Here is a 13,812-nt window from a genome sequence, read left to right as displayed (position 1 = left end):
CTAATCCAGTTGGATACGAATGCCTTTGGCGCCGTTGAGCAGGCGTCTCAAGTGAAAGCCGGCGAGCGGATCATCGGCGTGCATCCCGACCAGCGCGGCGAAGGCCGGCATCGCCGCGACGTCGCCCGCCTGCATCCTGGCAAACGCCTCGGCATATTGTGCTGTCGCGGGTGCATCAAACCTGTCATGTGGCAGCGGCTCGAATGCGCGCAACGGTTCGCTGCGTCCGCGGAGCATCAAATCACCCACCGGGCGACCCTGAAAGTTCGAGGCTGCCTCGGCGACACTGGAGCTGACACAGATGCGGGTGCCGAGCTGCTTGTTGGCGGCCTCCAGCCGCGCCGCGATGTTGATCGTGTCCCCATAAGCGGTGTAGTCGAAGAAGCGATTGCCGCCGAAATTGCCGACCAGTGCGGATCCTGCGTGAATGCCGATACGGGTTGTGCCAAAATTGACGCCGCTCGCCTTCTGACGCACGCAAAAATCCTGCGCCCAGCGGTCGAGATCGTGCGCGCAGGCGACCGCGCGCGTCGCATAATCGGGCTGATCGCCGGGCGCATTGAACAGCACATGGATCGCGTCGCCGATGATCTTGGCCACCGTCCCCTCATGCGCGAAGATCACTTCGGTCATCCCACCGACATATTCATTGAGGAGCGCGCCCAGGGTCTCAGGCGCCGCGCTCTCGACCAGCGATGTGAAGCCGGTGATGTCAGTGAAGATGACGGCGACATCGCGCCATTGCACCTCGATTCCCTCGCCGTCACCGCTTGACGCCAGACGTTTGGCGAGCTCGGGCGAGAAATGGCGCGACAACGCGGCGTGGGCCCGCTCGGCCTCCGCCTGACGGCGCCGCACCTCGCGCAGCATCTCGATGTGGCGAAGGGTCTTCGCGATCGTGGTCTCGAGGTCGGCGAAATCTATCGGCTTGGTGAGAAAATCGAATGCGCCGCGGTTCATGGCGGTGCGGATATTGCTCATGTCGCCATAGGCCGAGACGATGATGGTCGACTTCTTGTCCTCGGCTTCCTGCAGCTTTTGCAACAGCGACAGCCCGTCCATCCTGGGCATGTTGATGTCCGAGACCACCATGTCGACATGCGGATTCTGCTCGAGCGACTCCAGCGCTTCGAGACCATCGCGTGCGAACATGATGGCGACGAGCCCATCACGGATCTGCCTGCGGAATTTTTGCAGGATCAGCGCCTCGAGATCGGGCTCATCGTCGACGAAGAGGATGGTCGGGGTCATGCCGCCTGCTCGAGCCTCGTGTCGATCTGCTGGCGCAGCAGCGCGAAATCGATCGGCTTGGTGAGGAGCCCGGTGGCGCCGCGCTCGATCGCCTTGCGATACGTCTCGGCATCGCCGTAGGCCGTGATCATGATCACAGGAACATGCGGATGCTCCGCGCGCACCCTGGGCAGCATATCGAGCCCGCTCATGCCGGGCATGTTGATATCAGACAAGATCAGGATCAACGAGGGGTCGCGCACCTCGGCGGCACGCTTCAGCGCATCGGGCGCAGAGGGTGCGAATTCCATCTGGAAACGGCCGGCGCGCAGGTCGCGCCGGAATTGCTGCCGGAACAGCGCCTCGACATCGGGCTCGTCATCGACGACCAGGATGTAAACGTTCACGTCTTGCCTCCGGAAGTGCCGCCTGCCGCCATTGCGCGCGGCAAGGTGATGATGAATTCGGTGAAGACACCGGGTGTGGTGTTCACGTCGATCGTGCCGCCATGCTGTTTCACGACGATGTCGTGGCTCATGGACAGGCCAAGCCCCGTTCCCTCGCCTGCCGGCTTGGTGGTGAAGAAGGGATTGAACATCTTCTCCTTCACCTCCTGCGGAATACCCGTGCCGTTGTCGCGGATCCGGATCTCGACCCTGTTGCCGAGATCCTTCGTCGCTGCGCTCAGGGTCGGCTCGAAGCTGTCAGCAGCGCTCTCCTTGTGCTTGGCCGCCGCATAGAACCCGTTCGAGATCAGGTTGAGGAAGACGCGGGTCATTTCCTGCGGGTAGACATCGACCATGCCGGCTGCGGGGTCGAGATCGCGCTTGAGCGTGACGTTGAAGTTGGGCTTCTCGGCGCGCGCGCCGTGATAGGCCAGATTGAGGCTCTCCTCCACGATCGCGTTGATGTCGGCGGGGCGATGCTCGCCGGAGCCTTCGCGGGAATGCAGCAGCATGTTCCTGACGATGGAATCGGCGCGCTTGCCGTGCTGCACGACCTTCTCGAGATTGCCCTTGAGCATACTTGTCAGCTCGTCGACCTCTTCCTTGGTCTTGTCGTCGAGAGAAGCCGTGTGCAGAACCTCCTTGAGCTCGTCGATCAGCTCGGTCGATACCGAGGAGAAATTATTGACGAAGTTGAGCGGGTTCTTGATCTCGTGGGCGATGCCCGCCGTGAGCTGGCCGAGCGAAGCAAGCTTTTCGGTCTGGATCAGGCGGCCTTGAGCGGCGCGCAGGTCGTCGAGGGATCGTGATAGCTCTCTGGTGCGCTCCTGGACTTCGTCGAACAAGCGTACATTCTCAATCGCGATCAAGGCCTGGTCTGCAAAGGTCGTTGCGAGCTCGATCTGTTTTTCGCTGAAGGGACGCACGACATGCCGCGTCAAGACGAAGACGCCGATGGGCGCCCCCTCCCGCAGCAGTGGAACACCTAGCATCGTACGCACGTTGGCGCGTCTTCGCGCAGACGAAGGTGCATACTCCGGATCGGCCTGCACATCGGGAATATGGACTGTCTTGCGATCGAGCAATGTGCGTCCCACGACGCTTCCGCGCTCCGGCACGGAAGCAAATGTCCGAAGCTTGTTCTCCTGCTCCGCATCGAGGCCGCAGCTTGCTGACAGATAAAAGACGCCATCGCGGGGTCTGAAGATCGTTCCTTCGTCGGCATCGCACAAGCGGGCAGCCGATCCCACCAGCGTGTCGAGCACGGTCTGCAGATCAAATGTCGAGCGGCTGATCACCTTCAGCACATCGGCGGTTGCGGTCTGCTGCTGTAGCGCTTCGCGCAATTCGGCGGTCCGCCGCTCGACCTTGTTCTCGAGGTCGGCATAGGATTCCTGCAAGCGCGAGCCCATGTCATTGAACTGGTCCGCCAGCCCCTCCAGCTCGTCGCCAGTCTTGATCGAGATGCGCTGAGAAAAATCGCCGCCGCCGATCCGCTCGGCGCCGCTGCGCAGTGCCTGGATCGGGCCGACCATGCGGCGCGCCAGGAAAATTCCCGCGAGCACCGCAAAAATCGATGCGGCGAGCAGCACGAACGCGAGCCGCTGCAACGAGGCGTAGAGCGAGGCATAGGCCTCCTCGACGGGCAGCTCGACGAACATGGTCCAATGCAGCGGCTCGATCGGGGCCGAGGCGGTCAGAACCTTCTGACCCTGGATGTTGACCGCCTCCTGAAGCGCATCGGGCATGGCGCCGCCGCCGGCCTGCGCTGCGCGTACCTGTGCAAGGCCGGACATGTCAGTGTTGCGCAGCACCAAGCTGATGTCGGGATGCGCGATCAGCCGCCCTTCGGGGCCGACCACGTAGGCGTGCCCATGCTGGCCGACCTTGATCTGGGAGACGACATCCCAGATCAGCTTCAGGTTCACTTCCGCGATGCTGACCCCGGCATCCTTCCGTGCCCCGGCCAGTGCCAGCGTCATGTAGGGCTCGGACTCGCGGCGAAAATAGACCGGTCCGTAATAGACCTTGTGCGCCACGGCTTCCGTGAACTTTGGATCACCAGACAGATCGATGCCGCTGTCGATCGCGTCCATCGCCAGCCGTGAGACGCGCAGGCGCTCCTTGCCGGTCGAATCCACCTGGGCGAGCTCGGTGATCGCAGGCACCTGGCGCAGCAGGCGCAGCGCGTCGAACCGGCGCGGCTCGACCGAACCCGCAGACCAGGGCAGCTGCGTGGTCCAGCCGAGCTGGCTCTCGATCTCCTTGACGAACTGGCTGATCTTGGCGGCGGCCGCCTCGGCCTGCTCGTGCTGGACCCGGATCAGAGCGGCCTTGTGCTCCCTGTAGTAGAAGAAGACCTCGAACAGGCCATTGGCCAGCAGGGCGACCGCGACCACGGCCACGAACAGCACGACATATTTGGTGAACAGCCGGGTCCTGATCCCCCGACCCGCCTCGGCGGATGCGATCCCGTTCCCGGCCGCGCTCGGCAGAGTCCTGGTTTGCGGGGTGTCGGGATGGACCGAAATGCTCATTGCCCCGAGCCTAGCAAGAAGGCCGCACCTTGTCTCTTGCCACAACGGCAAGATTACTCGATGACCTCGTCGGCAAGTGCAAGCAAGGTCGGGGGAATTTCAAGCCCGGTCGACTTGGCCGTCTTCAGATTGATCACCAGGGGATAGCGGGTCGGCAGCTCGAATGGCAGATCGCCGGGGTTGGCCCCGTTGAAAATGCGGGCGACCAGGGCCGCCGCCCGCTCGAAGGATTCCGAGGAATCCGCGCCATAGGACATCAGACCGCCGTCGCGGGCGAACTGGTCGAATTCGTAGATCGCCGGCAGTTTCCGGACGGCAGCAAACTCGAACACGCGCTCCCGGTTGAGAATGGTCAGCGCATCCGCCACCATCAGGATGCCGTCAGGCAAATCGTTGTTCATCACCGAGAAGGCTTCGTCGAAATCGTCCGGCTCGCGCACGCCGAGCGCCTGTACGGTCAGTCCAAGCGCCTGGGCTGCCTTTGCGGACGCCTGATAGCGCATGGTCATGCCAAGATCGTCCTTATTCCAGAGCATCGCAACCTTGGTCAGCTTTGGCGACAGCTCCTTGAGCAGCGACAGCCGCTTGGCGCTGAGCGTCGCCGCGACATCCGAAATCCCGGTGATCTTGCCACCCGGATGCGCCAGGCTCTCGATCAGCCTGGTTTCGACGGGATCGCCGACACCGCTGGCCGCAACGGTGGCGAGGCCGGCCGCTTTGGCGGCCATCGCGGTCGGGTAGCCAATGATGACGATGACGTCGACATTCTTGGCCTTCAGTTCCGACATCAAAGACGGCAGCATCGCGACGTCGCCCAGCGCACCCCGCGCCTCAAAGGTCAGGTTCTGGCCAAGCTTGAACCCCCGCTCTTCAAGCACCTTGACCAGGATCTTGCCGCCGGGGCTCTCCGCCGTAACAGGCACGATCGGCGTCACGGTGCCGATGCGATAGATGCGGCCCGGCGTATCGGCCGACGCCATGCCCGGCCGAGCCAATGCCGCCCCGCCAAGCACCGCCAGAAATTCACGCCTCTTCATCCGACGCCTCGCCTCAAGCGCACATTCGTGGCGCTCCAGCCATCATATTATGAGATTCTGCACGACAAAAAAAAGCGGCAACAGCGATGGCTGTTGCCGCTTCGCACGTTCATGGAGCGTCGGTCAGGTCGGCCGCAGCGCCTTGGCATTGAGGTCGAGCTCGTTGACCTGCTTGTTCCGCTCGGAATCGGCGGCCGCGCGATGGTCGGTCGCCAGCACGACATAGACGGCCGGCAGTACGAACAGGGTGAACAGCGTCCCGATCGACATACCGGCGACGACCACGAGGCCGATCGAGAAGCGGCTGGCGGCGCCAGCGCCGGTCGCAGTCAGCAGCGGGATCAGACCGGTCACCATCGCAGCCGTCGTCATCAAGATCGGCCGCAAGCGGATGCGGGCCGACATTTCGATGGCCGAGCGGCGGTCAAGCCGTTCATTCACCTGGAGCTCGTTGGCGAACTCCACCATCAGGATGCCGTGCTTGGTGATCAGGCCGACCAGGGTGAGCAGACCGACCTGAGTGTAGATGTTCATGGTCGCCACGCCGAAGAACAGCGGGATCAAGGCACCGACGATCGCCATCGGCACCGAAATCATGATCACCAGTGGATCGCGCAAGCTCTCGAACTGGGCCGCCAGCACCAGGAAGATGATGATCAGCGCGAAACCGAAGGTGATCGCGAGCTGGTTGCCCTCCTGCACATACTGCCTTGAATCCGCGAGATAGTCGTGGCTGAAGCCCTGCGGCAGCTTCTTGGCCTCACCCTCGAGGAAGTCCACTGCGGCGCCGACGGTCACGCCGGGCATCGGCACGGCCGAGAACGTCGCCGAGTTGAGCTGATTGTAGTGCGTCAGCGAGTTCGGATCGGTCTTGGTCTTGATCGACACTACGGTCGACAGCGGGAGCTGCTGGCCGGTGTTGGTCGTCACGTAAAAGCCACCAAGCGATTCCGGCGAGAGACGGTCGCTGCGCGGCACCTGCGGGATCACCTGGTAGGACCGGCCCTCGAGATTGAAGCGGTTGATGTAGTTGCCGCCGAGCAGAACCGCGAGCGTACTACCGAGGTTCTGCATGTTGACGCCGAGATCCTGCGCCTTGCTGCGGTCGATCGTGACCGTCACGCTCGGCTGGTTAAAGGCGAGGTCGCTGTCGGAAACGATGAACATGCCGCTCTTGCGCGCAGCGTCCTTCAGCTTCTCCATCTGCTCAAAGACGGTCTGATAGCCCGCGGTGGAATTGATGACCATCTGCACCGGCAGACCGCCCGGACCACCCGGCAGCGGCGGCAGGTTGAATGCGAACGCCTGCACGCCCTCGATCTTGGAGAGCTCGGCCTGAACCAGCGGCTTCAGCGCGATCGACGAGCGCTTGCGCTCCTCCCACGGCTTGAGCAGCATGCCGGCAATACCGCCCTGCGGGCCGTTGATGCCGTTCAGCACGAAACGCAGATCGGTCTCGGGGAAGCTTTGAAACTTCTTGTCGAGCTTGTCGCCGTAGAAATCGACGTAATCGATGTTGGCGTATTTCGGCGCCTTGGTCACCGCGAAGACAATGCCCTGGTCCTCCTCAGGTGCCAGCTCCTTCGAGGTGTGCATATAGAGGAAGCCGACAAGCCCGAGGATCGTGATCGCGAACAGGCCGGTAATCGCCTTGTAATCGAGCGACCGGTCGAGCCTGCGGCCATACCAGCGCGTCACTGCGCCAAACACCTTGTTGACCAGCTTGGCGAAGCGGCCTTCTTCGGTGTTCTTGAGCAGCACTGAGCACATCATCGGCGACAAGGTCAGCGCGATCACGCCCGATACGATCACCGAGCCGGCGAGCGTGAAGGCGAATTCCCGGAACAGCGAACCGGTGAGACCGCCGAGGAAGCCGATCGGGGCATACACCGCGGCAAGGGTAATGGTCATCGACACGACGGGACCGACGATCTCGCGCGCGCCTTCGAGCGCCGACTGTACCGGTGTCTTTCCCTCCTCGAGATGTCGATGGATGTTCTCCACCACCACGATGGCGTCGTCGACCACGAGGCCGATCGCGAGCACCATCGCGAGCAAGGTCAGCAGATTGAAGGTGAACCCGAGCGCCAGCATCAGGGTACAGACACCGATCATCGACAACGGGATGGTGACAACAGGAATGATGACCGATCGCAGCGAGGCCAGGAACAGGAAGATCACCACGATCACGATGATCACGGCTTCGCCCAGCGTCTTCTTCACCTCGTCGATCGAGGATTGGATGAACTTGGTCGAGTCGTAGGCGACCTTCATCTTCATCGATGGCGGCAGGTTGCGCTCGAGCTCGGGGAACAACGCCCGGACGCCCTTGACCAGCGTCAGCGGATTGCCCTGCGGCGTCGCGTTCACGCCAATGAAGATCGCGTGCTCGCCGTTGAAGGCGACACTCGCATCGGTGCTCTGCGCGGCAAGCTCGACCGTGGCTATGTCCTCCATGCGGACGAAGCCACCATCCTTGGCCTTGACGATCATCTTCCTGAACTGGTTGACGTCGGTCAGACTGGTGTTGGTCGAGATGTTGGAAACGACCAGATAGCCCTTGGTCTGGCCCGCGGCGGACTGGAAGTTGTTGGCCTGAATCGCGGCCGCAACATCGGACGGCGACACGCTGCGGCCGGCCATCTTCACGGGATCGAGCCAGATCCGCATCGCAAAGGTCTGTCCGCCAAGAATGTCGGCGGAGGCGACGCCGTCGACGGTGGACAGCACCGGCTGCACCACGCGCGTCAGATAATCCGATATCGCCGAGCCCGACAGTTCCTCCGAGGAGAAGCCGAGATACATCACGGCCGTGGTCTGGCCCGTGGTCTTGGTGACGATCGGGTCGTTCGATTCCTTCGGAATCAGATATTTGACCGAGTTCGTCTTGGCCAGCACCTCGGTGAGCGCCTGGTTCGGATCGAAGTTCAGCTTGATGTAGACCTGGATCGTCGAGGTGCCGAGCACCGAGGACGAGGTCATGTAGTCGACGCCCTCGGCCGAGGCGACCGCCTGCTCGATCGGCGTCGTGATGAAGCCCTGGATCAAATCCGCGGACGCGCCGGGATAGACGGTCGTGATGTTGATGACCGTATTCGACAGCTTCGGGTACTGCCGGATCGGCAGCACCATCGCCGCGCGCAGCCCGATCAGCAGGATCAGCAGACTGACGACGACCGACAGAACCGGGCGCTTGATGAAAATATCAGTAAAGGCCATCGCGGCGATCTCGATTTCGCTTGTCTCAAGAAACGTGATCCGGCCAGGCCGGATCACGCGATGTATTTATTGTCAGTAGCGCGGCGGCTGCGCCGGGACCGACGGAGCGGGGTCGGTCGAAATTGCGACAGCGGCGCCCGACTGCAGCTTGAGCTGGCCGACGGCGACGACCTTGTCGCCCGCCTTCACGCCCTTGATGATCTCGACGCGGCCGTTGACCCGATTGCCGGTCTGCACGAACGTGCGCACCGCGCTCAGCGTCGTCTTGCCGTCGTCTTCCTTCTTCTCGGTGATCATGAACACGGAGTCGCCGTACAGCGTGTAGTCGACCGCCGTTTCCGGAACGGTGATCACGGCCGGCTTGTCCGGCAGCACCACCGTGGTGGTCACGAACATGCCGGGCTTCAGGATCTTCTCCGGGTTGGCAACCGTTGCCTGCACGCGAATGTTGCGGGTTTCGGCAGCAATCTGAGGCTCGATCGTGGTGATCTTGCCGTCGAAGGTGCGGCCCGGATAGGCGTCGACCTTCAGCCGTACCGACTGGCCAACCTTGAGGTTGCCCGAGTCCTTTTCCGTCACCGTGAAGTTGGCCCAGAGCTCCGACAGGTCGGTCAGCGACACGATCGCCGTACCCGCGGTGAGGTATTGTCCGACCTCGACCTTGCGGACACCGAGATCGCCGGAGAACGGCGCGCGCACCAGCTTCTGCGAGATCAGCGCTTCCGTCTTGCTAATGCCGGCCATGGCCTGGTCATAGGTCGCCTGCGCGGCATCGACGGTCGACTGCGGACCGAACTGGCGCGCCGCCAATTGCTTGGCGCGGTCGAGCGCGAGTTGCGCGCCAGTCGCCTGCGCCTTGTAGTTGGCAAGATCGCCCTGCTCCGGCCCGTCGAACAGCTGCACCAGCGGCATGCCGGCCTCGACGTGCATGCCCGGCTCAAACTTGATCTCGATGACGCGTCCATTGACGTCGGAGGTGACGTCGACCTGGTGCACGGCAGCGAGGCCGCCGACTGCGGTCAGCAGGTTCGGCACCACTTCGGACTTCGCTTCGGCCGCGCTCACCAGGGTCGGCGGCGGCTTGTTGTTGGCAAAGAACTGCTTGATCATCTGGCCACGGAAATAATTGAACCAGACGAAACCACCGACGAGCACGCCCAGAAGCGTGCCGATGATGATGAACCAGAGCACCGGCCGAACCGGACGCTTGGGGGCCTTGCTGTCGATCGGTTCGCCCGAAATCTTGTGTTCGGCTACGATGTTCATGTCATGCACTCTCTGCAATCGCCGTCTTGTCCGCACCCGGGGCCAATTCGTGGCCCAGATGCGAAGCAATTGCGGCGTCGTTAAGTCCGATGCCTCTCAGGAGAAACTCACAGAGCTGCCGCTCCAGATCGTTCGCCCCGCCATAGGCGAGACAGTGCACCGAGGGCAGCCTGGTCAGCGCAGCGGTCATCACCGTGTGGTGCGCAAACCAGAACAGGTTGAGCGGTTCGCTGCCGCAGGCCCGCGCATCCCCGGCAGCGACTGCGCGTTCGAGCGAGGCGACGAAGACCGCGCCGATCAGCGTCTCGATCTTGGCATATAGCAAACGGGCAAACTCGCCGTCATCCAGATGACTGGTGACCATCAGTCGCAGACGCTGGGCCTCTTCCTGGTCGGGGCCGGCGGCGGTCTCCAGGAAATGCTGGACCATGCTGCGGATCAGCTCGACCAGGGTGGCCGTCGACGGCTCCCGCTCGAGCAGTTCCATCAGCGCCGGGTCTGCCTCGCACTCATCGCTGAGGATTTCGGCATACAGCGCCGCCTTGGAAGGGAAATGCTTGAACAGCAGTGCCTCGGAAATGGCAGCGGCGGCCGCCACGCTCTTCGTCGTGGTGCCGGTATAGCCGTGTCGGGCAAAGCAGCGTTTTGCGGCTCCGAGGATCAATTGACGCCTCAGGTCGCTCGTCATACGCAATGAGCTCATGCTAGTGAGTAAGCACTCACCCACGCAAAAGTCAAGCCAAATGGTGCGACGCAACCTAGATGGGTGGGATCTGTTGGAAATTGGTCACAGGTTACCTCCGCGGGGAGAACGCCGCCTGCGGGGACCGGATCAGGAGGGACCGCGTCAGATCGGCTGGAAACCGAGGTCGCCGCGGATCCGATTGACGATGTAAGTCCCGTCCCGGCTCGGCAGGATCCGCTCGACGTTGGCGCTGTCGATCTTCACATTGGCAAAGCGCGGCCCTCCCGAGAGGTCGTGGATGGTCTTGGCGAAGGCTTCGACCTCGGCCATGGTCGAGATCGCACGGCTGTCGGCAATGCCACAGGCCCTGGCGACGCCGACCAGGTCGGCGGCGGCCGAGGTGTGGCTGGTCTGGCCGCCGGTCTCGCCATAGGCCTCGTTGTCGAGCACCACGATTGAGAGATTGGACGGCTTCTGCAGGCCGATGGTGGCAAGGCTCCCCATCCCCATCAGCATCTCGCCGTCGCCGGTGATGACCAGCACCGGCAGTTTTGGCTGCGCCAGCGCCAAGCCTAGCCCAATCATCGCAGCGCCGCCCATGCCACCCCAGAGATAGAAATTGCGGGCATGGTCGCCGGCGGCAGTGATGTCGTTAGTGGAGGCGCCGAGGCCCCCGATGGCGACCACGTCCTTACGATCCGCAAGCAGCGCGGAGACCACCTGGCGGCGGTCGAGAAGATTGGCCTTGCTCATTTGGTGAAAACCTTGGCCCCGATCAGGCGTTGCGACAGCAGGACGGCGGTGGGCGTGAGCGCGTTGTAGGCCTGGGCGGCTGCCGCCTCCAGCACCGCCGGCACTTCGGCTGCGTTCGAGGCGCGGAGCACCTTGACGCCGGACAGTTCGAGCACGCCCTGCGTGGTCGAGCCCATCGGCACCTGCCACGGATTGAACTCGCCCCACTCGCCGCGCATGGTCACGAGGGTGAGGAACGGAAAGCGCAGGATCGGGATCAGCGACAGCATGTTGATACAGTTGCCGACGCCGCTCGACTGCATCAGCAGGACGCCGCGCTGGCCGCCGGTCCAGGCGCCCGCGAGCAGCGCCACGCCCTCCTCCTCCGTCGTCAGGGGAATGCCCCGCATCGTGGATGAGCCGAGCACACGCTGGATCAGCTTCGAATGGCCGGCGTCGGGCACGTAAGGCACCTGCCGCACGTCGAAGCGTTGCAAGGTCGCGAAAATGTCGTCGGGCCAGGTCGGCGTCGTCGTGTCGGCAGCGTCAGCGCGGGCGTGCATTTTTCTGTCCGGTCGGCTAGCAAATCACGGCGAGACTGTAGACGGTGATCCGCACGGCTCGAAAGAGCGAAAACGGCATATCGGTCTCATCAGGCGAGTATGGCGGATGAACGCAAGTGCGAAAGAATTGGCGGCCAGGTTCGATCTGGCGAAGCTGACCAGTGAATTCTACGACGATCCCTACCCGACTTATCGTGCACTGCGGGAGAACGAACCGGTCAAGCGCCTTGCGAGCGGCACCGTGTTCCTGACGCGCTACGACGACCTTCTCACCACCTACAAGAACACAAAGTCGTTCAGCTCCGACAAGAAGCGCGAGTTCGCGCCGAAATATGGCGATACGCCGCTCTACGAGCATCACACCACGAGTCTCGTCTTCAATGATCCGCCCGCTCACACCCGCGTGCGGCGCCTGATCATGGGCGCGCTGTCGCCGCGCGCGATCGCCGGCATGGAGGGCGACCTCGTCAAGCTGGTCGACGGATTGCTCGATGCCATCGCCGCCAAGGGCCATTGCGAGCTGATCGAGGATTTTGCCGCCTCGATCCCGATCGAGGTGATCGGCAATCTGCTCGACGTGCCCCATGACGAACGTGCGCCGCTGCGCGACTGGTCGCTGGCGATCCTTGGCGCGCTCGAGCCGGTCGTCTCGCCGGAGGTTGCCGCGCGCGGCAACAAGGCCGTGACGGATTTCCTCACCTATCTCGAAACGCTGGTCGCGCGCCGGCGCCGGCAGCCGGGCAACCCTGATCGCGACGTGCTGACACGCCTGATCCAGGGTGAAGACAACGGCGAGCGGCTGACCGAGAAGGAGCTGCTGCACAATTGCATCTTCCTGCTCAATGCCGGTCACGAGACCACCACCAATCTGATCGGTAACGGCCTCGTGGCGCTGCATCGCAATCCCGACCAGAAGCAAAGGCTGATCGACAGCCCTGACCTGATCAAGACCGCGGTGGAAGAGATCCTTCGCTACGAAAGCTCGAACCAGCTCGGCAACCGCATGACGACCGAGCCGGTCGAGCTCGGCGGCGTCATGCTGGAGGCCGGCACATCGGTGACGCTGTGCATTGGCGCTGCCAACCGCGACCCCGCGCAGTTTCCCGACCCTGAACGCTTCGACATCGCGCGCACGCCGAACCGGCATCTTGCCTTTGCCACCGGCGCGCATCAATGCGCCGGCATGGCGCTGGCACGGCTCGAGGGCGCGATTGCGATTTCGCGCTTCCTGGCGCGCTTCCCGAACTATGCCGTGAGCGGCCAGCCCGTGCGCGGCGGCCGCGTGCGGTTTCGTGGCTTTCTGAGCGTCCCCTGCTCGATCGGCTGAGGCGTCATGACCATCGATCAATTGCGCGAACGCTGGGCAGATCCCGCCCTGACGGTGCTGACAGTGCTGATGGTGGTCATGATGTTCGTGGTCGCGCCGTTGCAGGCGCTGGGGCTGTTCGCGTTCCAGGTGTCCGAGCTGGTGCTGGCGCTGCTGCTCGTCGTCGGCATCTTCGTGATATCAGGCAGCCCGTTCGCGGTGGTCGGCATGCTGATCGCGCTCGGCATGATCGTAACAGGCGCTATCCTGAGGATCAGATCGCCATCCATCCTCGACCTGAATTTGTTTGCCGGCTCGTGGTTCATCGTGGGAACAACCATGGCCTGGGCGGTGGCGCGGCAGACCTTTGCGCCGGGTCGCGTGACCTACCATCGCGTGATCGGCGCGGTGCTGCTCTATCTGACCGTCGCGGTGATCTTCGCGGCGCTCTACACTTTCATCGGCTCGCTCGATCCAGCCGCCTTTGTCAGCATGAAGGTGGAGGACAGTCCGAAGCTCGCGAGCGAGGTGATCTACTTCAGCTTCGCGACGATGACCACGACCGGATATGGCGACGTCGCGCCGCTGCATCCCGTCGCGCGCAGCCTGTGCAACATGGAGGCGATTTTCGGCCAGCTCTATCCGGCGACGCTGCTGGCCCGGCTGGTCACGCTCGAGATCGAGCATCGCAGGCAGGATTCCTGAGCCCCAACGATCCAAAAGTCGAAAACAACCCCATGCACAGTAGACGGCGGGTTGATCGACAATAACAGGTGGGCACACAGAACCAT

The 13,812-nt window shown here is 63.0% G+C and carries 11 protein-coding genes; 2 read left to right on the top strand and 9 right to left on the bottom strand.

The window, feature by feature from the left end; genetic code table 11:
- From XI06_RS33595 to XI06_RS33555, 9 genes are all read right to left on the bottom strand, one after another.
- Positions 1–1,251 carry an adenylate/guanylate cyclase domain-containing protein gene (locus XI06_RS33595; RefSeq protein ID WP_271607303.1) on the bottom strand — a complete coding sequence of 417 codons (1,251 nt, stop codon included), beginning with the start codon at positions 1,249–1,251 and terminating at the stop codon, positions 1–3.
- Positions 1,248–1,637: a response regulator gene (locus XI06_RS33590; RefSeq protein ID WP_237863669.1), complete on the bottom strand. Its 390-nt coding sequence runs from the start codon at positions 1,635–1,637 to the stop codon at positions 1,248–1,250. Before XI06_RS33590 ends, XI06_RS33595 begins: the two co-directional genes overlap by 4 nt.
- The gene (locus tag XI06_RS33585; protein ID WP_271607302.1) at positions 1,634–4,213 is read right to left on the bottom strand and encodes a sensor histidine kinase; all 2,580 of its coding nucleotides are present in this window, start codon (positions 4,211–4,213) and stop codon (positions 1,634–1,636) included. Before XI06_RS33585 ends, XI06_RS33590 begins: the two co-directional genes overlap by 4 nt.
- Positions 4,214–4,266: 53 nt before the next feature.
- Positions 4,267–5,250 carry an ABC transporter substrate-binding protein gene (locus tag XI06_RS33580; RefSeq protein ID WP_237863667.1) on the bottom strand — a complete coding sequence of 328 codons (984 nt, stop codon included), beginning with the start codon at positions 5,248–5,250 and terminating at the stop codon, positions 4,267–4,269.
- A 123-nt stretch (positions 5,251–5,373) separates the two neighbouring features.
- Positions 5,374–8,469, bottom strand: a complete 3,096-nt coding sequence (locus XI06_RS33575) for a MexW/MexI family multidrug efflux RND transporter permease subunit (protein WP_237863666.1) — start codon at positions 8,467–8,469, stop codon at positions 5,374–5,376.
- Between the two features lie 72 nt (positions 8,470–8,541).
- Positions 8,542–9,735, bottom strand: coding sequence for an efflux RND transporter periplasmic adaptor subunit (locus XI06_RS33570; RefSeq protein WP_237863665.1), 1,194 nt, complete (start codon positions 9,733–9,735; stop codon positions 8,542–8,544).
- A 1-nt stretch (position 9,736) separates the two neighbouring features.
- Positions 9,737–10,438: a TetR/AcrR family transcriptional regulator gene (locus XI06_RS33565; RefSeq protein ID WP_271607301.1), complete on the bottom strand. Its 702-nt coding sequence runs from the start codon at positions 10,436–10,438 to the stop codon at positions 9,737–9,739.
- Positions 10,439–10,582: 144 nt separating this feature from the next.
- Positions 10,583–11,173, bottom strand: a complete 591-nt coding sequence (locus XI06_RS33560) for a thiamine pyrophosphate-dependent enzyme (protein ID WP_237863663.1) — start codon at positions 11,171–11,173, stop codon at positions 10,583–10,585.
- On the bottom strand, positions 11,170–11,715 hold the full coding sequence (locus XI06_RS33555; RefSeq protein WP_237863662.1) for a phosphonopyruvate decarboxylase: 546 nt from the start codon (positions 11,713–11,715) through the stop codon (positions 11,170–11,172). Before XI06_RS33555 ends, XI06_RS33560 begins: the two co-directional genes overlap by 4 nt.
- Positions 11,716–11,821: 106 nt before the next feature.
- Here XI06_RS33555 and XI06_RS33550 point away from each other — a divergent pair, with 106 nt between their 5' ends.
- Together XI06_RS33550 and XI06_RS33545 are read left to right on the top strand one after the other, a co-directional pair.
- Positions 11,822–13,042, top strand: a complete 1,221-nt coding sequence (locus XI06_RS33550) for a cytochrome P450 (RefSeq protein ID WP_237889575.1) — start codon at positions 11,822–11,824, stop codon at positions 13,040–13,042.
- Between the two features lie 6 nt (positions 13,043–13,048).
- Complete coding sequence (locus XI06_RS33545; RefSeq protein ID WP_237863660.1) at positions 13,049–13,726, top strand: potassium channel family protein; 678 nt, start codon at positions 13,049–13,051, stop codon at positions 13,724–13,726.
- Positions 13,727–13,812: the final 86 nt, after the last annotated feature.

It is taken from the genome of Bradyrhizobium sp. CCBAU 11434, from assembly GCF_028128895.1.
Classification (GTDB): domain Bacteria; phylum Pseudomonadota; class Alphaproteobacteria; order Rhizobiales; family Xanthobacteraceae; genus Bradyrhizobium; species Bradyrhizobium zhengyangense.
The sequence above is the reverse complement of the archived record's forward strand: the minus strand, read 5'-3'. Positions and strand labels throughout refer to the sequence as shown.